At 68.1% G+C, this 19,130-nt stretch carries 19 protein-coding genes; 12 read left to right on the top strand and 7 right to left on the bottom strand.

Going from position 1 to position 19,130, the window contains the following annotated elements:
* The first annotated feature begins 137 nt into the window (after positions 1 to 137).
* From R2707_04390 to R2707_04400, 3 genes are read left to right on the top strand one after another with little or no spacing between them, the layout of a single operon-like run.
* The gene (locus R2707_04390; protein ID MEZ5244314.1) at positions 138 to 1,400 is read left to right on the top strand and encodes an S-layer homology domain-containing protein; all 1,263 of its coding nucleotides are present in this window, start codon (positions 138 to 140) and stop codon (positions 1,398 to 1,400) included.
* Positions 1,401 to 1,442: 42 nt separating this feature from the next.
* Positions 1,443 to 2,258: a hypothetical protein gene (locus tag R2707_04395; GenBank protein ID MEZ5244315.1), complete on the top strand. Its 816-nt coding sequence runs from the start codon at positions 1,443 to 1,445 to the stop codon at positions 2,256 to 2,258.
* 42 nt (positions 2,259 to 2,300) lie between these two features.
* A complete protein-coding gene (locus tag R2707_04400; GenBank protein ID MEZ5244316.1) occupies positions 2,301 to 3,287 on the top strand; it encodes a M48 family metallopeptidase in 987 nt (328 codons plus the stop codon).
* A 12-nt stretch (positions 3,288 to 3,299) separates the two neighbouring features.
* Here R2707_04400 and R2707_04405 read toward each other — a convergent pair whose 3' ends face one another.
* Positions 3,300 to 4,934, bottom strand: a complete 1,635-nt coding sequence (locus R2707_04405) for a diguanylate cyclase (protein ID MEZ5244317.1) — start codon at positions 4,932 to 4,934, stop codon at positions 3,300 to 3,302.
* 56 nt (positions 4,935 to 4,990) lie between these two features.
* Positions 4,991 to 5,773, bottom strand: a complete 783-nt coding sequence (locus R2707_04410; protein ID MEZ5244318.1) for an isocitrate lyase/phosphoenolpyruvate mutase family protein — start codon at positions 5,771 to 5,773, stop codon at positions 4,991 to 4,993.
* 52 nt (positions 5,774 to 5,825) lie between these two features.
* Here R2707_04410 and R2707_04415 point away from each other — a divergent pair, with 52 nt between their 5' ends.
* From R2707_04415 to R2707_04425, 3 genes are read left to right on the top strand one after another with little or no spacing between them, the layout of a single operon-like run.
* On the top strand, positions 5,826 to 7,067 hold the full coding sequence (locus tag R2707_04415; protein MEZ5244319.1) for a class I SAM-dependent methyltransferase: 1,242 nt from the start codon (positions 5,826 to 5,828) through the stop codon (positions 7,065 to 7,067).
* 36 nt (positions 7,068 to 7,103) lie between these two features.
* Positions 7,104 to 7,469 carry a hypothetical protein gene (locus R2707_04420; GenBank protein MEZ5244320.1) on the top strand — a complete coding sequence of 122 codons (366 nt, stop codon included), beginning with the start codon at positions 7,104 to 7,106 and terminating at the stop codon, positions 7,467 to 7,469.
* Complete coding sequence (locus R2707_04425; GenBank protein MEZ5244321.1) at positions 7,466 to 7,786, top strand: SET domain-containing protein; 321 nt, start codon at positions 7,466 to 7,468, stop codon at positions 7,784 to 7,786. The genes R2707_04420 and R2707_04425 overlap by 4 nt, the downstream gene beginning before the upstream one ends.
* A 13-nt stretch (positions 7,787 to 7,799) precedes the next feature.
* Here R2707_04425 and R2707_04430 read toward each other — a convergent pair whose 3' ends face one another.
* On the bottom strand, positions 7,800 to 8,564 hold the full coding sequence (locus R2707_04430) for a hydroxymethylpyrimidine/phosphomethylpyrimidine kinase (protein MEZ5244322.1): 765 nt from the start codon (positions 8,562 to 8,564) through the stop codon (positions 7,800 to 7,802).
* A gap of 56 nt (positions 8,565 to 8,620) precedes the next feature.
* Between R2707_04430 and R2707_04435 the strand changes: the two genes are divergently transcribed.
* Entirely contained in the window at positions 8,621 to 9,172 is a 552-nt protein-coding gene (locus tag R2707_04435) for a YqgE/AlgH family protein (GenBank protein ID MEZ5244323.1), read from the top strand.
* A gap of 15 nt (positions 9,173 to 9,187) precedes the next feature.
* On the opposite strand, the gene R2707_04440 is transcribed toward R2707_04435, so the two are convergent.
* Together R2707_04440 and R2707_04445 are read right to left on the bottom strand one after the other, a co-directional pair.
* Positions 9,188 to 10,333, bottom strand: coding sequence for a DUF459 domain-containing protein (locus tag R2707_04440; GenBank protein ID MEZ5244324.1), 1,146 nt, complete (start codon positions 10,331 to 10,333; stop codon positions 9,188 to 9,190).
* Between the two features lie 13 nt (positions 10,334 to 10,346).
* Entirely contained in the window at positions 10,347 to 11,855 is a 1,509-nt protein-coding gene (locus R2707_04445; protein ID MEZ5244325.1) for an MBOAT family protein, read from the bottom strand.
* Between the two features lie 82 nt (positions 11,856 to 11,937).
* Here R2707_04445 and R2707_04450 point away from each other — a divergent pair, with 82 nt between their 5' ends.
* Together R2707_04450 and R2707_04455 are read left to right on the top strand one after the other, a co-directional pair.
* Complete coding sequence (locus tag R2707_04450) at positions 11,938 to 13,989, top strand: AAA family ATPase (GenBank protein MEZ5244326.1); 2,052 nt, start codon at positions 11,938 to 11,940, stop codon at positions 13,987 to 13,989.
* Positions 13,990 to 13,999: 10 nt separating this feature from the next.
* Positions 14,000 to 15,310: an acetyl-CoA hydrolase/transferase C-terminal domain-containing protein gene (locus R2707_04455; GenBank protein MEZ5244327.1), complete on the top strand. Its 1,311-nt coding sequence runs from the start codon at positions 14,000 to 14,002 to the stop codon at positions 15,308 to 15,310.
* On the opposite strand, the gene R2707_04460 is transcribed toward R2707_04455, so the two are convergent.
* Positions 15,307 to 15,879 (bottom strand): hypothetical protein, encoded by a 573-nt coding sequence (locus R2707_04460; GenBank protein MEZ5244328.1) that lies wholly within the window; start codon positions 15,877 to 15,879, stop codon positions 15,307 to 15,309. The genes R2707_04455 and R2707_04460 overlap by 4 nt on opposite strands.
* 98 nt (positions 15,880 to 15,977) lie before the next feature.
* Here R2707_04460 and R2707_04465 point away from each other — a divergent pair, with 98 nt between their 5' ends.
* Both R2707_04465 and R2707_04470 read left to right on the top strand, forming a co-directional pair.
* Positions 15,978 to 16,796: an alpha/beta fold hydrolase gene (locus tag R2707_04465; GenBank protein ID MEZ5244329.1), complete on the top strand. Its 819-nt coding sequence runs from the start codon at positions 15,978 to 15,980 to the stop codon at positions 16,794 to 16,796.
* On the top strand, positions 16,793 to 17,491 hold the full coding sequence (locus R2707_04470) for a VOC family protein (protein ID MEZ5244330.1): 699 nt from the start codon (positions 16,793 to 16,795) through the stop codon (positions 17,489 to 17,491). The genes R2707_04465 and R2707_04470 overlap by 4 nt, the downstream gene beginning before the upstream one ends.
* Positions 17,492 to 17,494: 3 nt before the next feature.
* Here R2707_04470 and R2707_04475 read toward each other — a convergent pair whose 3' ends face one another.
* The gene (locus R2707_04475; protein ID MEZ5244331.1) at positions 17,495 to 18,262 is read right to left on the bottom strand and encodes a crotonase/enoyl-CoA hydratase family protein; all 768 of its coding nucleotides are present in this window, start codon (positions 18,260 to 18,262) and stop codon (positions 17,495 to 17,497) included.
* A gap of 64 nt (positions 18,263 to 18,326) precedes the next feature.
* Between R2707_04475 and R2707_04480 the strand changes: the two genes are divergently transcribed.
* Positions 18,327 to 18,986 carry an alpha-ketoglutarate-dependent dioxygenase AlkB gene (locus R2707_04480; GenBank protein MEZ5244332.1) on the top strand — a complete coding sequence of 220 codons (660 nt, stop codon included), beginning with the start codon at positions 18,327 to 18,329 and terminating at the stop codon, positions 18,984 to 18,986.
* The last annotated feature ends 144 nt before the right edge of the window (positions 18,987 to 19,130 follow it).

Consider the following 19,130-nt stretch of genomic DNA (forward strand, 5'->3'; position numbering starts at 1 on the left):
ATCGTTATGTAAAGTTATGCCCATGAGTGGGGCACCCTCACGGAAGCCCCATCGACCGCTTCAGGTCGAGGCCGCGACAGCCGAAGAGATTACGAACCGGTTACAGTCGGACTCGCCGCGGGCGGGAGGACCTTCCAATGTCGCTTTCGCATCTGAAATGCCGAACGGTGATCGCCTCGGCGATCACCCTCGCTGTGTCGTTCTCTGCCGTCGTTCCCGCATCCGGCGCCGAGGCGGCGCCCGAGCAGGTCCTGTTGGCCCCGTTCGCCTGCGGAACCGAATGGCAGGGAACCACCTACTCCGGGCACGGTCAGGGAGATCTCACGCTCGACCTGAACCGGACGAGCCTGGTCTGGCCCGACCCGCTCCACGATCTCGGCCAACCCATCCTCGCCCAGGGCGATGGTGTGGTCGTTCATGTCGCCCAGGATGGCTGGAACAGCGGCGCAGGCACCTACGCCGAGGTCGACTACGGCGACGTCACCGCGGTCTATGTGCACCTGGTCGAGAACTCGATCGCCGTCGAGGTGGGCGACGTCGTGACGACGGGACAACTGCTCGGCCTGTTGGGCAACAGCGGCAACATCGTGAGCAGCACGGCCGAGAAGCTCGCCCACCTGCACCTCGCCTACTGGGACAGCACCGGAGTGGAGAACGCCCGCGCCTACCAACTCAGCACCCAGATCCCGGTTCGGATCAGCGGTGTCGACTATGTGGCAACAGCAAGCCCGCGGACCCCCTCCGCCGCCTTCGTGTCGACCAACTGTGAGGGCGAGACGTTCACTCCGCCACATCCGTTCACCGATGTCGACACCGAATCGTTCGCCTACGACGACATCGCCCTCTTGTACGAGCTCGCGATCACCCAGGGAACCGGAACGTCGAGCTACTCCCCCCACGAATCGGTCGACCGCGAGCAGATGGCCGCATTCCTGGCCCGCATCTGGCGACTGCTCGCGCCCGAGACACCGGTCCCCGAGGGCGAGTATCCGTTCGACGACGTCGATCCCGACTCGTTCGCCTACGACGACATCCACCTGATCTTCGAGCTGGGCATCACGACCGGGACCGGCCATGCCACCTACTCCCCCGACGACGAGGTCAGCCGGGAACAGATGGCCGCGTTCTTGAACCGCCTCCACGAGTTGCTCGATCCGCCGGTGGCCGCCAGTCCACCGAACCCCGACCCCGATCCGTTCCCGGACGGGCCGATCTATCCCTTCGACGACGTCGCCCCCAGCTCGTTCGCCTACGACGACATCGCCCGGATCCATCAGCTCGGGATCACCACGGGGACGAGCCGGTCGACCTACTCCCCCGCCGAGGTGGTCGACCGCGAACAGATGGCCGCATTCCTCGCCCGCGTCTATCGCCTTCTCGCTCCGCCCGTCGCCGACTGAACGCCGTTTGCCCCTCGCGCTTGCGGGTGTGATCATGGTCACATGCGCAACCTCACACGGTCAGTTTCGATTCCTCTCCTGCTGCTCCTCGCCGTGCTGGCGGCGGCGTGCACGGTCGACGTCGGGGCGACGTCGTTGACCGTTGTCCAGGCGCAGGAGGACGGCTTCTTCGAAAACGGTGACGAACCCTATGTCGCAGTCATCAAGTGGCGGGTCATCCCGGGCACGCCCGGATCCGCCTCGGCGGAGTTCATCGGCAATCTCACCGAGCTCGCCAGCGGCGCCGACGACGGTGCGGTTCTGGCCATTCCCTCGGCGATGGGTGCCGTCACCTTCGAGAACGTACAGAACTCGACCTTCGAGGACCTGCTCACGAAGGGCGTCGTGCCCGAACTGGTGGGCACGGTGATGGTGGTGATGGAGAGCGACCTCACCCCGTGGGGAACGATCAACAACCTCATGAACGATGTGGAAGCCGCGCTCGAGGCCGAACTCGTCAGCCAGGTCGAACCATTGACGATCGCGCAGCTCACCGACCCGCAAGCCGTCGCCGACGCGCTCTCGGCCGCCGCCGCCAACGTCGAAGCGGCCGTGACGCCCGGCGTGTGGGACTCGATCCTGTTGTTCCTCGGATCGCTCGGGAACCCCGACGACCCGATCGACATCGGCTTCACCGTCTGGGTCGCCGCCTACGGGCCTCTCGGACAGCTGATCGAGAACAGTCTGGTGTCGGCGCTGCCCGCCGGCGCAACCGGTGGCGTGTGGTGGAACACGGTCGACCCGATCACGACGACGATGCGATTCGCCGGCGACGGTGCGATCTACGACGTCTCCATCACTGCCACGACCGGCCTCTGAGCAGACCCGACACAACCGGCCGGAGGTCGTAGGGTCGACGCCATGACCGACCGCCTCCGGTTTCCCGACATCAGCCCGACCAGTTGGGAACACCCGACCGACCGCGCCGCGCTCAATGCGCTCCGACGCATCCCCGGTTTCGATCTGGTGTTGCGCAAGCTCGTCGGGATGTTCGGTGAGAAGTCGATCCGGCTGAGCTTCAAGGCCAACGCCGTCAAGGTCGGCGAGTCCCAGTATCCATGGATCCACGAGCGTCTCCTGCGAGTGTGCGACACGTTCGATCTCCACGAGATCCCCGAGCTCTACGTGTCGCAGACCCCGCTCGTCAATGCCGGAGCGGTCGGGTTCGACCACCCGTTCATCGTCCTCAACTCGTCGACGCTCGAGATTCTCGACCGCGACCAGGTCGAGGCGGTCATCGCCCACGAAGTCGCCCACATCATGAGCGGCCACGCCGTCTACCGGACGATGCTGTTCATCCTCATGCGCTTCGCACTGACCCGCTACCCGCTGGCGGGCGTGGCGGTCAGACCGGTGCTCTACGGCCTGCTCGAGTGGTCGCGCCGCGCCGAGCTGTCGTGCGACCGGGCCGCCCTGCTCGCCACACAGGACCCGGAGATCGTCATGGGTGCCCTGATGCGCATCGCCGGCGGCACCCGGGGCGAGGAGCTCGATCTCGAGGCGTTCATCGCCCAGAGCGACGAGTACCGAGACGACAAGGACACGCTTGCCGGCATCTACAAGGTGCTCGCCGCCCTCGGGGCGACGCACCCGTTCTCGGTGGTTCGCGTGGCCGAACTCCGCGACTGGATCGACGGCGGCGACTACCAGGCCCTTCTCGACGGCGACTTGCGCACCCCGTCGACCGACGACGAGACGTCCTACACCGAGGATGTGGGCGATGCCGCGGCGGGCTACGCCGCCGGCGCCCGCAAGCTGGTCGACGAGGTCGGCGCGAAGGTCGGCTCGGTCGCCGGCCGCGTCTCCACCGCGTGGCGCAACGAACGCGAGACGTCCGGCGAACCGTAGGCCCGGGGCGACTCAGGCGTCGCCGACCTCGGCGCCCTCGGCTGAACGGTGCGGTTCTCGGAGGTCGCTCGCCATGCCCCCCGACACGACACAGTCGCGCCCGCTCTCCTTCGCCTCGAGCAGGGCCGTGTCGGCCACGGCGAGGGTGCGTTGAAGCTCGGCCGGTCCGACGGCGACTCCGAGACCGACGCTCGCCGTCACCTCGAGGGGGCCGACCGTCGATCCGATCGGACTCTCGCCGATCGCCCGGTGCACCCGATGGGCGACTTCCAGTGCCTTCGCCGGGGTGGTCTCCCCGATCACGACCAGGAATTCCTCGCCACCCACCCGACCGGCGCGGTCGCTGCCGCGCAGCGCCCCCGCGATGCGCTGCCCCACCTCGTGGATGACCTCGTCGCCGACCTGGTGACCGTGGGTGTCGTTGATCGCCTTGAACCGATCGAGGTCGATCATGATGGCCGCATGCAGGTCGGCTTCCTTGGCGATCTGGGCGCCCTCGGCGAGGATTGCCCCCCGGTTCAGCAACCCCGTCAGCGTGTCGAGCTTCGCCCGCCGCTCGAGGCGAGCCAGTGGTCGCGTCGCCGGGAAGGCGACCACAGCCAGCAGCACGAATCCGAGCAGGCCGACCACCATCATCAGGCGCCGCTCGTCTCGGCGGGCGTCGGTGAGATCCCGCACCAAGGCGCCGTCCTCGGCGTGGACGGCGATCGTCCACTGCTGATCACCGACCGGGAGCGTCCGCGACGCGACAACGCCCGATGCCTCGTCGGTCTCGAAGCGGGTGGATGCCCGGTCGAGTTCGGTTCCGGCGCTGATCATCGACCCGATGACGGCCCGCGCCCGCGGGTCGTCGAGCTCCGATGCGGAGACCGTCTCGCTTGCGTCGCCCGCCCCGGCCTGCACCAGGGTCGCATCCGGATGTGCGATCACGGTGTCGGCCTGGTCCACGATGACCGCGCTGCCCGTCGGCCCGATGCGCAGCCCTGCCAACAACGTGGAGAGCGAGCCGAGCTCGATATCCGCCCCGACGACCACGAGCATCCCGTCGTCGGTCTGCACGGCCGCCGACGCGGTGACGCCGAGTTCCTGGGATGTGAAGAACACGTAGGGCGCGGTCCAGGACACATCGGTCGAGCCACCACGAGCCGCGTTCTGGAACCAGGGCCGGGTCCGCGGATCGAACGTGTCGTCGGCGAGCACCTCCGTCGGCCCCTCGACGCCGTCCGGACCGCGGTCTCGGACCGTGACCGTCCGACGGCCGTCGTCGTCGATGTCGATGGTCTTGACGCGATAGCCGTCGGCGACTCGTGAGACGAAGAAGAAGGTCCCGTCGTCACCGCCGAGATACACGCCCGACAGCTGCGGCGAGCGTTCGAGCTCACCGAGGAAGGCCCGCTCGAGCCCCGCGATGTCGACGGCTCCCCCATCGATCACGTCGGCGGTCGTGGCAACCAACGACGATGCGGGCGCGAGATAGTCACGGGTGTGATCGAGCGCTTCGAGCGCCGACGTCTGCAACAGTGCCACCGTGTGATCGGCTTCGGCGTCGGAGGTGAGGCGCCCCGAGACAAGGAGAATGAGGATGACGGTGGCGAGCTGAACAGCCAGGAGCCCGCCGACGACGAAGCGACGCGCCCTGGTTTTCATGCGCTGCCCGGTCCGATCATGGCCTCGAACCGTAACAGCTCGACCACCCGGAGTCCTCAGCGCAAGAACGAACCCGTCGCCTGCAGTTGCTCGACCAGGGCACGGCCGTGGGCGACCTGGGCCGTGTAGAGCGACCCGCCGAGGCTGATCCGGCGCGCACCCGCCTCGGCGACCTCGGCGAACCCGAGGTTCGATCCGAGCGGAACGAGCGCATTGATCGGTCCTCCGGCTTCCGCCGCCACCGTCCGAATGCTTTCGAGGTCCCAGGTCCCCGGGGCGTAGAGGCACTCGGCGCCGACCTCGGCGAACGCCTGGAGACGGGCAATCGCCTCGTTCATGCCACCGTCGAGACCGTAGAGCAGGACCTCGGTGCGGCCGGTGATGACGAACGGGCGGTCGAGCGCTCGAGCCGCTTGCACCGCCGCCTCGATGCGGGCGACGGCCAGCGCACGATCGTAGAGACCTCGCTCGGGGTCGCCCGACCAGTCCTCGATCCCCATTCCTGCGGCCCCCGTGGCCGCGAAACACCGCACCGCCGCCACCATGTCCTCCGGCTCGTGACCGTAGCCATTCTCGGCATCGACGTTGAGCGGCACCTCCGCCGCGGCCACGAGTGCGGCGGTGTGGGCGGCGTGTTCCTCCATCGACACATCGCCCGCGGCGTCGGAGCGACCGATCGTCTGGGCGTGGGCCGAGCTCGAGGTGGCGATCGCATCGACGCGGGCGTCGCTCAGCGCGGCGGCGGTGCCGGCATCACCCACGTTGGCGAGCAGGAAACACCCCGACTGGTGCAGTTCGCGGAACCGGGCGCCGAGGCGGGCGTGGCGTTCATCCGTCATGACTCCGGTCTACTCCACTGGGGCGCGGGCCACCTCTGGATAGCGTCACGGGGTGACCGTCGACCTCGCCGCCCTCCCCTCCCCCGGCGACAAGCGCATGGCGGTGCGACTCAGCAAGGACGCGATGCGCCATCTACGGCGTGGTCACCCCTGGGTCTACGACGAGTCGGTCACGTCGATGTCGCACGAGGGCCGACCCGGCGACCTCGCCGTGATCTTCGACGACGACCGCAAGTTCGCGGCGATCGGCATGTGGGATCCGGCCTCGCCGATCTGCATCAAGATCCTCCACGCCGGCAAGCCGACCACCATCGACTCGGCCTTCTGGGACCGCCGGGTGGCCGAGGCGATCGAACGTCGTCGCCCGCTGATCGACGACCCGGGTCACAACGCCTATCGCCTGATCCACGGCGAGAACGACGGGATGCCGGGCATCGTCGTCGACGACTACGACGGTGTGGCCGTCGCCAAGATCTACACCGACGGGTGGATCCCCCACCTCGCCACCCTCGTGCCGGTGCTGGTCGATCGCATCGAGCCGACGTCGCTCATCATCCGGTTCGCCCGGTCGGTGGAACAACGACCGGAGCTCGGCCTCGTGGAGGGCGCACCGCTCTACGGTCCGGCACCCGACGAGCCGATCATGTTCCTCGAGAACGGGCTCGCCTTCGAAGCCCACCCCACCACGGGACAGAAGACCGGCTACTTCCTCGATCAGCGCGACAACCGGGCGAAGGTGCGGTCACTCGCCGAAGGTCGACGAGTGCTCGACGTCTTCAGCTGCACCGGCGGGTTCTCCGTGCACGCAGCCGCGGGCGGCGCCCACGAGGTGCACTCGGTCGACCTCTCGCTGCCCGCCGTCGAAGCGGCCGCGCGCAACATGGCCCACAACTCCCATGACCCAAACGTCGCGGCCTGTCGGCACCTGGTGCACCACGGCGATGCCTTCGAGGTGATGGAAGGCCTGCTCAGACGCAATGAACGATTCGACCTGGTGATCATCGACCCACCCTCGTTCGCCCAGCGTCAGGCCAGCGTCGACGGTGCCCTCGCCGCCTACGAACGACTCTCGAAGCTGGGGCTCGCCCTCACCGTCGACGGCGGCACCCTGGTGCAGGCGTCGTGCTCGAGCCGGGTCACGGCCGACGACTTCTTCCATGCCGTGCACTTCACCGCCCGACGCGAGGGGGTCGAACTCGAGGAGTTCGACCGCACCGGCCACCCGATCGACCATCCGATCGGCTTCGCCCAAGGCGCCTACCTCAAAGCCCTCTACGCCACCGTCCGCCACTGACCCTGCCATGCGGTGCCGACGGCTACGTTGGGCCGCGTGGACGACGGCAGCCGAATCGAATTGACCCTCCAACTGTGGGGGACGGGCGCGCCCGACGCGCTCGAGGAGTACATCACCAAGCTCGTCGGCCTGCTCCCCCGCAACCGGGGAAGGCTCGAACGGCGGGTGGCCGAGATCGACGCGGGGCCGGCGCACCCCGACGTGCTCCTCGTGGTGTCGTTCCCCGACGCGGCATCGGTCGACGGCTTCATGCGAGACCCGCTCCGCACCGACATGGAGGAGCTCGCAGCCGCCGCCCTCAGCCACTCGCTCGTCGTCGACAGCCACCACCGCGACCAACCCGACCTCGATACCGTCGCCGACGTGGTGGCCTTTCCCCCCGACCACGATCACCACACGTGAGCGACCTCGTCGAGGCGCGGTCCTCGGAGATCCACGGCACCGGGGTCTTCGCCACCACCGCCATCCCCGAAGGCGCCCTGGTCGGCTCCTACGAGGGCGATCCGACCGACATCGACGGCACCCATGTGCTCTGGATCGAGGACGACGAGGGCGGTTCGTGGCGCGGCATCGACGGCACCGGCGTGCTCCGGTTCCTCAACCACAGCCGGACCCCCAACGTCGAGTTCGACGGGCCGGAGCTCTACGCCCTGCGAGACATCGCGCCGGGCGAGGAGTTGCTCTTCGACTATGGCGACGACTGGGCCCACGTTCCCTGAGCCCCGACGGCGACTACTCGCAGGTGAAACGGTGCGACACCGGGCCGACCGATCCCTGCGGACCAACGGTCCAATCGGCGCTGTCACCCAACTGTCCGGCGACGAACGCCTTCGCTCGCCGGGCCGCCGCCTCCAGGCCGTCGCCGAGCGCCAGGCCCGAGGTCATCGCCGCCGCGAAGGTGCAGCCGCTCCCGCGTACGTTGGCCGTCTCGATCCACGGCCCGAGTAGTTCCACAGTTGTCGCGTCGGGCCACACGAGCAGGTCCGTCGCGCCGGCGCCGCCACCGGTCACGACCACGAGGCCTGCGCCCAGTGCCGCCAGCGCGGCCGGGTCGGCTCCCAGCAACGCCGCCTCGGCTCGATTCGGGGTGAGCGCCGCAGCGCGCGGAAACAGCAGATCGCGGGTCGCCGCCTCGATCTCGGCAGCCACGAACCGGTCGCCACGCCCGTCGACCATCACCGGATCCACGACCGGGGCGGGCAGTCGCCCGTCGGCGATCCGCTCGGCGACCACTGCGACCTGAGCAGCATCGAACAGCAACCCGACCTTCACCGCCGCGACCGACGCAGAGGCGATGATCCCGTCGAGCTGATCGGCCAGGAGATCGGCCGGTGTCGCCACGACCCGCTCCACCGCGTCGAACCGTTGCGCGGTCACCGCGGTCACCGCAACCATGCCGTGCAGCCCATGGGCGGCAAAGGTCGTCAGGTCGGCTGCGATCCCGGCTCCGCCGAGCGGATCATGGGCGGCAATGGTGAGGACAACAGACGGCGTCACGATGTCGATGGTGCCACAGCACCAACCGAGCTCCCCCACACGCGAGACTGCACATGATGCACGAGTCCACACGAGGTCGACTGCTGGTGGCGACACCGGCCCTGCTCGATCCCAACTTCGAGCGCACCGTCGTCTTCATGTTGGAGCACAACGACGAGGGCGCCATCGGAGTGATCCTCAATCGTCCGAGCGAGCTCCCGGTGGCCACGACGATCGAGCCGTGGGCCGGGCGCACGGTTCCGCCCGGCGTGATCTTCCTCGGGGGTCCGGTGTCGCCGTCGTCGGTGATCGCCCTCGCCTCGGTGAATCTCGACGATGCCGGCGCGCACTGGAATCCCGTCCTCGGCCGCATCGGAACCGTCGACCTCGAGGTCGATCCATCCGATGTTCCCGGCCTCGACGAGGTCCGCATGTTCGCCGGCTACGCGGGCTGGGCGGCCGGGCAGCTCGAAGCGGAACTCATCGACGACGGCTGGTTCGTGCTCGATGCACTGCTCACCGACATCCACACCGACGACCCGTTCGAGCTGTGGTGGGAGGTGCTGGGCCGCCAGCCCGGCCCGCTGGGTCGCCTCGCCCAGTACCCGAGAGACCCGAGGGACAACTAGCTCAGCACGGCGAGATCAGCTCGCGAAGTCCCAGTACGTCGCGAGCTCTGCGAAGACCATGTCGGCGACCCACGAGGCAGCACTTCGCGTGAGATGGACACCGTCATCGATCCGGGCTCGGATCTCGTCGCCGTCCGGACCGGTCACACGTTCGGCGAACCCCGACTCGCCGCCGAAGAGCGGCCAGATGTCGATCGCGGAGACGAAATCCCGTTCCGCGATCACTGCGTCGGCGAGGTCGTTGATCTGGTCGATGCCTGCATCGAGCGCACCGTCGCGCATGGGCGGTTGGGTGACCCAGAAGATGTGACGGCCCGGCTGCTCGAGCAGGTCGAACGTGATCGCCAACCGCCGGCTCCACTCGAGCTGCCAGTCCTCGCTGCCCTCGACGAGCCGATTCCCTTCGGCGTCGGCCATGTCCTGATGGTCGTTGGCACCGATGAACAGCACAACCGCCTCCGGGTCCTGCTCCTCGTCGATCACGCGGAGCCGGGCTGGCCAGTTGAAGTAGTCGGGTCGAGCCAGGCTGGTGGAGATCTCATGCTGGGACTCGACCACCAGAGCGAGGTCGGACTCGGTGGTGACGGCCTGGGCGAGGTACTCGGCCTGACTGTCGCCCCCCACGAAGACCCGAAGTGGACTGTCGACATCGACGGAGCGGATCGGGCCGATCGGTGCGGCCGTCGTGGTCGTCGTGCTGGTGGTCGAGGTGGTGTCGGTCCCCGTCGACGAATCCTCGACCGTGTCGTCGACCTGAGCGATGTCGGGCACGTCGACGTCGAGGCCGAGATCGGCAGCGACGTCGTCGATGCTGTCGATCTGCTGGGCGGCGCTGTCGCCGACCCCGCGGATGTCGTGGATCAGGTCGTAGGGGCGGTTGAGCGAGAGGAAGTTGGCCACCCGATCGATGCCCTGGGCCACATCGAGCTGTCGGTCGCGCGTCTCGCCGAATTCCTGGCGGGCGGCGATCTCGACGATCTTGCCGGAGGTCAGCAGCGTCGCGAGCAACAGACACGTCAACGCGGCGATGACCGCCGAGCGCGAGTCGGAGGTGCGCTGACGAAGATCCTGCTCCCGGGCGTCCTTGAACTTCTCGTCGTCCCAGGTCTCCCCGATCTCACGGACCTCGGTCGCCCGCTTCAACGGATCACTGTGTTTCATCGCACACCTCCTCTCAGAACTGGAAATAGATGAACTCGGAGATGCCCTCGGGTCCGAGGGCGACCACCACCATGATCCACAATGCGAAGGCCACGGAGACCGCGACCGGGTGCACGACGGAGAACATGGCCGACCATTGGCGGGCCAAGAGTGGCGGCACGTACTGGGCGGCGATCGAAGCGGCGATGACCAGCACGACCAGCGGGTTCACCAATTCGGGCGTCTGCGTCCAACCATGGAAGACGGCCCACAACACGTCGCCGGCCCGACCGAGCGACTCGCTGTTGAAGATCACCCATCCGATGCAGACGAAGTGGAATGTCACGACGCGGCCGAGCCAGAGCGACCGCACCTCGAGCGGCGTGAACGGCACCGGCGACGACGGGTCCTCCCGCCACGCGTCGACAGCCGCGCCGGAATGGAGCCGGGCGATCTCCTTGATCCGCACGTCGCGCGAGTCGAGTGGCGTGTCCTTCTCGCCGCGCAGGTCGGAGATGAAACGCTCCCCCGCCATACCGAGGCCCTGGTAGAGGCCCCAGACGACGAAGGTGCCCGCGGCGCCGTGCCAGAGTCCACCCAGTCCCATGGTGATCAGAAGGTTCCGATAGGTGGTGAGGCGCCCCTTCCGGTTGCCGCCCAGCGGGAAGTAGAGATAGTCCCGCAGCCACCTCGACAGCGTCATGTGCCAGCGACGCCAGAAGTCCTGGACCGAGATGGCAGCGTACGGCCGATCGAAGTTCTGCGGGAAACGGAACCCGAGGAGCAGGGCGATGCCGATCGCCATGTCGGTGTAGCCGCTGAAATCGGCGTAGAGCTGAATGGCGTAGCCGTAGATCCCGAAGAGGATGTCGAGCCCGCCGTACTCGCCCGGCGTTCCGAAGGTGTTGTCGACGATCGCCCGCCCGAGGAAGTCGGCGATCACGACCTTCTTGAACAGGCCCCGACCGATCAAGACGACGGCCCGACCGGCCTCGACCTGGTTCGGGACGCGGTCGCTGCGTAGCTCGGGGAGGAACTCGACCGCCCGCACGATGGGGCCGGCAACGAGTTGCGGGAAGAACGACAAGTACACCGCGAAGTCGAGCAACGGCGCCGGCGGCGTGTCCTTGCGGTACACGTCGACGACATAGCTGATGCCCTGGAACGTGAAGAACGAGATCCCGATCGGCAACACGACATCGAGGGCCGGACTCGACAGCCCGAGGTTGCGATCGAGCGAGTCGGTGAAGAAGTCGTAGTACTTGAAGAACCCGAGCACGATGAGGTCGAGTGCCACGGCAACCGTGATCGCGGTCTTCCGGGCCGCTGCGTTCGTGCTGCGATGGACGGCGATCGCCGCGATCTCGTTGCCGACGGTCATTCCGGCGAGCAGGAACAGGAAGCGCACGTCCCAGTAGCCGTAGAAGTAGTACGAGGCGGCCAGGATGAAGAGCTTCCAGGCGGTGACGCGTTCCCTCAACATCCAGCTCACGGGGAGCACCACGGCGAAAAACGCCGCGAAGGTGAACGTCGGGAACAGCACGGAAAGTGGACCTCCTGTGGCCGCCCAGTGCGCAGGCTATCTCCGTCGGCCGCAGGCGCCGGGGAGGCTAGGTTCCACTTCCATGTCGGACGGGCACCCGGACCACGCTGCCGAACAGGCATACCTCCGCCGAGCCCGCGCCGCCCTCGATTCGATGGTCGAGCGCTCGCAGCGTGCCCTCGAGTTCGCCGACCAGCGCGTCCGCGACGAGGACTCCGCCGATGCCAGGATCGCCTGGGCCCACATGGCCGACCGGCGCAGCGCGGTCGACGTCGGCAATGTCGCCCTCTGCTTCGGCCGCATCGACGAGGACCCGGTCATCACCGCCGGCGACCATTGGTATGTCGGCCGCCGCCACATCGAGGATCGCGATGGCACCCCGGTGGTGGTCGACTGGCGGGCCCCGATCGCCATCCCGTTCTACCGGGCCACTGCAGTCGATGCGTTCGGGCTCGCCCGTCGACGCCGGTTCTCGTGCGAGGTCGACGAACTCGTCGCCATCTTCGACGAACACCTCGACGACCCAGAGTCGATCACGGCCGCAGGGATCCCCGACCCCGTCCTCGCGGAGATCGAACGGGGCCGCAGCGGCGAGATGTCCGACATCGTGGCGACGATCGCAGCCGAGCAGGACGAGATCATCCGTGCCCCGCTCGACGAATGTCTGCTCGTGCAGGGCGGTCCGGGGACCGGCAAGACCGCCGTCGGCCTGCACCGGGCCGCGTTCCTCCTGTTCGAACACCGGGCCGCGCTCTCGCAGAGCCACGTGCTCGTGATCGGGCCGAACCGGGTGTTCCTGCGCTATGTCGTCAACGTCCTTCCGTCGCTCGGTGAGACGGCCGTGAGCCAGGCGACGATCACTTCGCTGCTGAGCTCGCGGGTCCGGGTGCGGGCCGAAGATCCCCCGGAGGTCGCCGAGGTCAAGGGTCGAGCCGAGATGGCCGAGGTGATCCGCCGTCTGGCCGATGCACGTATCAGGGTCCCTGCCGATGAGCAGGTGGTCCCGATCGGGCTCCGGTCCGTGCGCTACTCCCCCGCGGTCGTCGCCACGGCGATCACGACGGCTCGCGACAACGAGCTCCCGCTCAACGACGCGAAGGGCGTGTTCACCGAGGTGCTCCTCCGTGACGCCCGACAGCAGCTCGTCGAGCGCGATGTGGCCCAGGAGGACCTGGCCCGACTGATCCCCGAGCTCCGGAAGAGCGACGCCTTCAGGAAGGTGATCGATCGGATCTGGCCCAGCCTGAGTGGCGCTCAACTCGTCCGATCGCTGCTGGGCAGCCCGACCAACCGCAAGAAGGCGGTCGACGGTCTGCTGTCGCCTGCGGACGCCGACCTGCTGCAACGTTCGTCGGCCAAGAAGATCGCCGACGAGGCATGGACGGCCGCCGACCTTCCCCTGCTCGACGAGGCGAACGCGCTCACGACCGGTGGCGGCCGACGCTACGGCCACGTCGTGGTCGACGAGGCCCAGGACCTGTCCGCCATGGCGCTGCGGGCCGCCGGTCGGCGGGCGACGGCCGGCTCCATGACGATCCTCGGCGACATCGCCCAGGCGACGGGCGTCGGCGCCCAGACCTCGTGGGACGCGGTCACCGCCGGCCTGGGAATCGACCGCTCGATCGTCCGGCGTCGGGAACTGACCGTGGGCTACCGGGTGCCGGGGCCGATCCTCGACTACGCCAACCGACTTCTTCGGGTGACGGCGCCCGACATCACCCCGTCGACATCGATCCGCAGTCGCGGCATGGGAGCGGAGCACCACACGGTCGAGGCACACGACATCGCGGCGACGGTCGCCGACCTGGCCGCAGGGCTCGGCGGCGACTGGTCCACGATCGGCGTGATCGCCATGCCCGATCGCATGGACGGGGTCCTGGCCGCCCTCGCCGAGGCGGGGGTCGACGCCGGCGACACCAGGGCAGCCGTCGCCCTCGATCACGCCATCTCCGTCGTCGACCCTCCCACTGCCAAGGGCCTCGAGTTCGACGCAACCATCGTGGTGGAGCCCGGCGAGTTCGTGCAGCTGCCCAATGGTCTGCGACTCCTCTACGTCGCGCTGACCCGCTCGGTCCAGCGCCTCCTGATCGTTCGGACGGGCCCCATGCCCGCGCCGTTGGAGTCGTCCACCTAGGGTCGGCTCCATGCAGCACAGTCCCCCGCGTGCCTCATCGAGTGTCGGCGACGTCGTCGACACGCTCGTCGACGAGCTGCCCGAGGGCGCGAACCTCGTCATCCCGATCGCCAACGGCGAGCCGGTCCACGTGCTCGACGGGCTCGAGGCCCGGGCCGACCGGCTCCGCCATGTCCACATCCACCAGATGCACGCGCTCCGCGATCGCCCCTACCTCCACGGGGCGTATGCCGGGCACCTCGAGCACGTCTCGTGGTTCCTCTCCCACGTGACCCGGCCCGCGTACCACGAGGGCGGATGCGAGTTCGCCCCGGCGAACTTCAGCGAGGTACCGCAGTTCATGATGGCCAAGCGACCATTCGCGGTGATCGCCGCGGCGAGCCCGATGGACCGGCACGGCTACTTCTCGCTCGGCGTGAGTGCCGGCTACTCGGCCGCGATGATCGGACGAGTGCCGTTCATCCTCGAGGTCAATCCGAACATGCCCTCCACCCATGGTGCGCATCGGATCCACGTCAGCGAGGTGCACCATTGGTGCGAGGCCGAGACCGCCCTGGTCGAGATGCCGCCGGCCGACATCGGGACCACCGATCGGGCTATCGCCGAGGCGATCGCCGACCGGATCCCGAACGGTGCCACCATCCAGCTGGGGATCGGTTCGATCCCCTCGGCCGTGGCCAACCTCCTCGTCGGCCATCGCGACCTCGGCGTCCACACCGAACTCCTCTCCGACCCGATCGCCGAACTCGCCCAGGCCGGGGTGATCACCGGCACCCGCAAGAAGACCAACCGCCGCCAGATCGTCACCACCTTCGCGCTCGGTTCGCAGGCCCTCTACGACTGGTGCGACGGCAACGACGCCGTCCAGTTCCTCCCCGTCGACGAGGTCAACGACCCGCGACGCATCGGCGAGGAGCCGAACTTCATCTCGGTCAACGCCACCCTCGAGGTCGATCTCTTCGGGCAGTGCGCATCGGAGTCGCTGGGCAGCCGCTACTGGTCGGGAAGCGGCGGCCAGGCCGACTTCGCCCGCGGCGCCCAGTACTCCGACGGCGGCAACGGCTTCGTGGTGTTGCCGTCGACGGCGAGGAACGGCACCATCAGCCGCATCGTGCCGACCCTCACCCCGGGCGCCATCGTGACGACCCAGAAGAACACCGTCGACAACGTCGTCACCGAGCACGGTGTCGCCGAACTCCAGGGTCGTACGCTGCGAGAGCGCGCCCGCGCGCTCATCGCTGTGGCCGACCCTCGGCACCGCGAGTCGCTCGAGCGCTCAGCCACCGAGATGGGGCTGCTCCACGGGCGAGCGACGGCCTAGGGGCAGGTTGCGGTGAACGTGCCCGGGATCTCCGCGAAGTCGTCGGAGGTGCCGTCCATGAACCCGACCTCCGCGGTCACGTCCTTGCCGTCGAGTTGGATGAACTCACCCGCACCGAAGGCCGAGGAGAGATCCACCGACGGGTTCTCGAAGTCCTTGATGTCGTTGAGCGAGAGGCTGTGGCCGAAGCTGTCGATCGACGCATACATCTGGAGCCCGTCCTGGATGCTCGAGAGGTTGAACACTGCGCCTTCCTGGCCGATCATCTCCTCGCCGAACGCACACAGCACGGAGTCGAACGTCCACGTCTGATCGCCGACGGTGAGCGTCGCCGAACCTCCGCCCTGGTCGGCTTGGACCTCGGCGAGATCGTCGGCCATGTCCTCTGCGAGATCTGCTGCGGCATCCTCTGCCGACTCCTCGGGTGTCGTGTCACCCTGGCTGGAGGCGTCGGATGCAGCGACGTCGGACACGTCGGACGACGCCGTGTCGGCGCCTCCGTCGTCTCCACAGGAAGCCGCCAACAGGGCAACAGCGGCGAACAGCGCGATGGTCGATCGTTTGAACATGGGAGACCTTTCGTCGAACCGAACGATAGCGCCACACACCACCTCGTCCAGGCGAAGGCGCACGACTACGGTGACATCGAGACGGCGGGGGGACGGCGATGCAACGAACCGAACACATGGTCAACGGCACCTTCGCCTACCGCTTCGAAGGACCCGACCCCGACCACGCCGTCATCGTGATCCACGGCATGGGCGGCCATGGCGGCATCTACGACGAGTTCTGCGCCCATCACGCCGAGAAGGGCATCGACGTCTGGTCGATCGACCTTCCCGGACACGGACGTTCCGCCATGGCGAGCCGCCAGGGCAAGTGGACCGTCGACCAGTGGGTCGACGCCTGCGCCGACCTCGCCGCCCACATCCACGACCTCACCGGTCTGCCGGTGTTCGCGAAGGGCTCCAGTCTCGGCGTCATGCCCGCCTACGCGGTCGTGGGAGCCTCCGAGCACGTCGTCGGCGCGGTCCTGATGGGCTTCGCGGTGCCGGGCACGGCGGCGGCATTGCAGTCGCCCTGGCGCACCGACGACGGCCGACGGATCCTCGCCGAGGTCGGCGAGACCGCCCGCTTCGACATCCGCCGCTTCATCGACCTCGACGAGGACTACGGCTTCAAGGGCGCGCTCGAGCAGAAGGAGACCGACCCGCTGAACACGTGGTTCTTCGACCTCGCCTCCTACGCCACGCTCTACACCTACGACCCCGTGGTCAGCCCGGGCGACAACACGAGCCCGATCCTGTTCACCGTCGGCGAGAACGATCCGATCGCGTCGCCCGACACCGTCCGTCTCGTGGCCGGCATGGTCGGTGGCCCTGTCGACGTCTACGAACACCCCGGCGGCGTCCACCAGCTCATGATGTTCCACACCCACGAGTACTCGCCGGTCGTCGCCGACTGGTGCCGGAGGCAACTGCAATGACCGTCACCCACCCCAACGGCGTCCATCACCTCGCCATCTCGACCGCCGACGTGAAGGCACAGATCGAGTTCTTCACCCAGGTACTCGGCGCTGAACTCGTCGCCCTCTACTGGATGCACGGTGTCGACGCCTGGCATGCGTTCGTCGAACTGAACGACACCTGCTCGATCGCGTTCGTCGAGATGAGGGCCAACCATGACATCGACCCGATCGCCGGCGTCACCCACTCGGGTACCCCCGCCGATGCCTCGGCACCGGGGACGATGCAGCACGTCGCGTTCAACACCGACACGCTCACCGACCTGCTGCGGATGCGTGACCGGATCCGCGGCGCCGGCGTCACCGTGTTCGGCCCGGTCGACCACGGGATGTGCCACTCGATCTATTTCGCCGGACCCGAGGGGATCACGCTGGAGTGCGCGACCTCGCCGGCGCCGATCCCGTCCGACAACTGGATCGACCCCGAGGTCGTCGCGCTGGCGGGCATCTCGGCCGCCGATCTCGCCCGCTACCGAAACCCGCCGGCCGACCCCGAAGTGGCGCCGGGTTCGGTGGCCCAGCCCGCGCTCGACGCGACGAAACCGGCATTGGGCTACCCCGAGGAGGTCCTCGCCATGATGGCCTCGATGTCCGACGACGACATCGCCGCCGCGATGAACTATCCCGACCCTCCGGTCCCGAACCCGCCGGGTTGAGCTTCAGGTCGCCTTGCTGCCGCCGCGGCCCGCGCCTCCGGCGAAACGGGCGGCGCCTTCCAGCGACTCGCCGCTGAACAGGGTGACCCGGCCGAGTTCCGACTCGCGGATGATGGCCTCGTCGATCGGCAGGTCCCACTGGTCCTTGGACGAGCGCAGGTCGTTGCGCATGCAGATCGGCGGGAGCTCGGCCAGCTCCCGCGCGAGCACCTTGGCATCGGTCAATGCCTCGCCCGGCGCGCTGAGCCGGTTCACCAGGCCCATGCGCAATGCCTCGTCGCCACCGACCCCCCGGCCGGTCAGGATGAGATCGTTGGCGTGCGACGCACCGATGAGTCGGGGCAGGCGGATGGTCCCACCGTCGACGAGCGGCACACCCCAGCGCCGGCAGTAGACCCCCAGGATCGCGTCGGTCGCGGCAACCCGCAGGTCGCACCAGACGGCGAGTTCGATGCCACCCGCCACGGCGAACCCCTCGATCGCCGCGATCACCGGCTTGTCGAGATTCAGCCGGGTCGGCCCCATCGGGCCGGGGCCATCGAGGTCGACACGGTTGCCGCCGCCCTCCGCGATCGCCTTGAGATCGGCGCCCGCGCAGAACGTGCCGTTGGCGCCCGTGAGGATGGCGACCCGCAGATCGTCGTCGGCGGCGAACGCCTCGAACGCCTCGAGCAGCTCGGTCGCCGTCGCCCGATCGACCGCATTGCGCCGTTCGGGCCGATCGATCGTGACGATCTGGACGGCATCCTCGATTTCCACATGCACAGCCATGGCCCCACCGTAGGCCGGGTGCGAGGCGGTTGTCATCGAACATCTGTTCGCCTAGAGTGCCGACATGGCGGCGCTCGGCTCCTACCAGACCACCCTGTTCGCCCAAGGCCGACCGGCTGTGGTCGCCGACGCCGCCGTCCAACGCATCACACTCGACGAGTGCAGTTGGGTCGACGTCAGCCGCAACTGGATGGACGGCGCCGACCAACTCCTCGAGAAGCTCGCCGACGATCTCGAATGGCGAGGGGGGAGACGGCCCATGTACGGCCGTCTCGTCGACGAACCCCGCCTCCACGGCCGGCTCGACCTCGATGATCCCGAGCAGGCCACCCTGGTCGATGCCATGCGGTCCTGGCTCGAATCCCGCTATGACGGGGAGATCAACCACAACTTCGTCAACTACTACCGGGACGGCAACGACTCCGTGGCATGGCACGCCGACCGCATCGGGCTCCTGCAGATCGACCCGATCGTCGCGATCTGCTCACTCGGCGGTCCACGGCGGTTCGGCCTGCGGCGCATGGGGGGCGGCGAATCGGTGCGCCTCACCCTCGGGTCTGGCGACCTGCTGGTCATGGGCGGCGCCTGTCAACACGCCTGGGAGCACTGCGTGCCAAAGATGGCCCACGCGGCTCCCCGGATGTCGCTCACGTTCCGCCACATCGACGACAACGGTGGCGAGATCGTCGGCCGCCGGACGTCCTCCGCACCAACGACGAACTAGCGCATCTCAACGAATCGCCTCCGAGCCACCACAGCAGGTCGGCGAGGCGGCCCGTTGATCCAGGCGATCACGTGTTGGAACCAGTATCGCTCCACCCCTGACAGGTGCCGCCGAGTGAGTTGCTCGGGGTTGAGACCGTCCGAT

Source organism: Acidimicrobiales bacterium, assembly GCA_041394245.1.
In the GTDB taxonomy this organism is placed as follows: Bacteria; Actinomycetota; Acidimicrobiia; order Acidimicrobiales; family Aldehydirespiratoraceae; genus JAJRXC01.

Bases quoted from the DNA above. Each gene is read 5' to 3' on its own strand.
- R2707_04390 (MEZ5244314.1), top strand. From the start codon at position 138: ATGTCGCTTTCGCATCTGAAATGCCGAACGGTGATCGCCTCGGCGATC.
- R2707_04395 (MEZ5244315.1), top strand. From the start codon at position 1,443: ATGCGCAACCTCACACGGTCAGTTTCGATTCCTCTCCTGCTGCTCCTC.
- R2707_04400 (MEZ5244316.1), top strand. From the start codon at position 2,301: ATGACCGACCGCCTCCGGTTTCCCGACATCAGCCCGACCAGTTGGGAA.
- R2707_04405 (MEZ5244317.1), bottom strand. From the start codon at position 4,934: ATGAAAACCAGGGCGCGTCGCTTCGTCGTCGGCGGGCTCCTGGCTGTT.
- R2707_04410 (MEZ5244318.1), bottom strand. From the start codon at position 5,773: ATGACGGATGAACGCCACGCCCGCCTCGGCGCCCGGTTCCGCGAACTG.
- R2707_04435 (MEZ5244323.1), top strand. From the start codon at position 8,621: ATGCACGAGTCCACACGAGGTCGACTGCTGGTGGCGACACCGGCCCTG.
- R2707_04440 (MEZ5244324.1), bottom strand. From the start codon at position 10,333: ATGAAACACAGTGATCCGTTGAAGCGGGCGACCGAGGTCCGTGAGATC.
- R2707_04450 (MEZ5244326.1), top strand. From the start codon at position 11,938: ATGTCGGACGGGCACCCGGACCACGCTGCCGAACAGGCATACCTCCGC.
- R2707_04455 (MEZ5244327.1), top strand. From the start codon at position 14,000: ATGCAGCACAGTCCCCCGCGTGCCTCATCGAGTGTCGGCGACGTCGTC.
- R2707_04460 (MEZ5244328.1), bottom strand. From the start codon at position 15,879: ATGTTCAAACGATCGACCATCGCGCTGTTCGCCGCTGTTGCCCTGTTG.
- R2707_04465 (MEZ5244329.1), top strand. From the start codon at position 15,978: ATGCAACGAACCGAACACATGGTCAACGGCACCTTCGCCTACCGCTTC.
- R2707_04470 (MEZ5244330.1), top strand. From the start codon at position 16,793: ATGACCGTCACCCACCCCAACGGCGTCCATCACCTCGCCATCTCGACC.
- R2707_04475 (MEZ5244331.1), bottom strand. From the start codon at position 18,262: ATGGCTGTGCATGTGGAAATCGAGGATGCCGTCCAGATCGTCACGATC.
- R2707_04480 (MEZ5244332.1), top strand. From the start codon at position 18,327: ATGGCGGCGCTCGGCTCCTACCAGACCACCCTGTTCGCCCAAGGCCGA.